Annotated in this window: 1 protein-coding gene and 1 pseudogene; both read left to right on the top strand. The window is 76.2% G+C overall.

Annotated elements, in window-relative coordinates; translation table 11 throughout:
* Positions 1-391, top strand: a pseudogene (locus tag I6F37_RS38560) (ATP-dependent DNA helicase RecG); the annotation flags it as partial.
* Positions 392-395: 4 nt separating this feature from the next.
* A partial coding sequence (locus tag I6F37_RS45440; protein WP_225154152.1) for an RsmD family RNA methyltransferase occupies positions 396-562 on the top strand: 167 nt, incomplete at its 3' end.

The raw sequence follows: 562 nt of genomic DNA, 5'->3' as shown, positions 1-562 counted from the left end.
CTTCGGGATGTCCCAGCTGCACCAGCTGCGGGGCCGCATCGGGCGGGGGGAGCACGCGGGCCTGTGCCTGCTGGTCACCGAGGCCGAGGAGGGCAGCCCGTCCCGGTCCCGCGTCGACGCCGTCGCCGGTACCGCGGACGGCTTCGCGCTCTCCCAGCTCGACCTGGAGCAGCGCCGCGAGGGCGACGTGCTGGGCTCCGACCAGTCCGGCCGCCGGTCGTCGCTGCGGATGCTGCAGCTGCTCCGCGACACCGACGTCATCCTCGCGGCCCGGCAGGCGGCCGTCGAGCTGGTCGACGCCGACCCCGACCTGGCCCGGCACCCGGCGCTGCGGGCGGCCGTCCGGTCGATCCTCGACGAGGAGCGCGCCGCGTTCCTGGACAAGGCCTGACGCCGTGGCCGGGGGAACGCGGATCGTGGCCGGGACGCACCGGGGCCGGCGGATCGCCGTACCGCCCGGCACGGTCACCCGGCCGACGTCGGACCGGGCCCGCGAGGGGCTGTTCTCCTCGCTGCTGAGTCTCGTCGAGATCGAGGGCGCCCGCGTGCTCGACCTCTATGC

The organism is Bradyrhizobium sp. NBAIM08, from assembly GCF_020193935.1.
GTDB classification, from domain to species: domain Bacteria; phylum Pseudomonadota; class Alphaproteobacteria; order Rhizobiales; family Xanthobacteraceae; genus Bradyrhizobium; species Bradyrhizobium yuanmingense.
The sequence above is the reverse complement of the archived record's forward strand: the minus strand, read 5'-3'. Positions and strand labels throughout refer to the sequence as shown.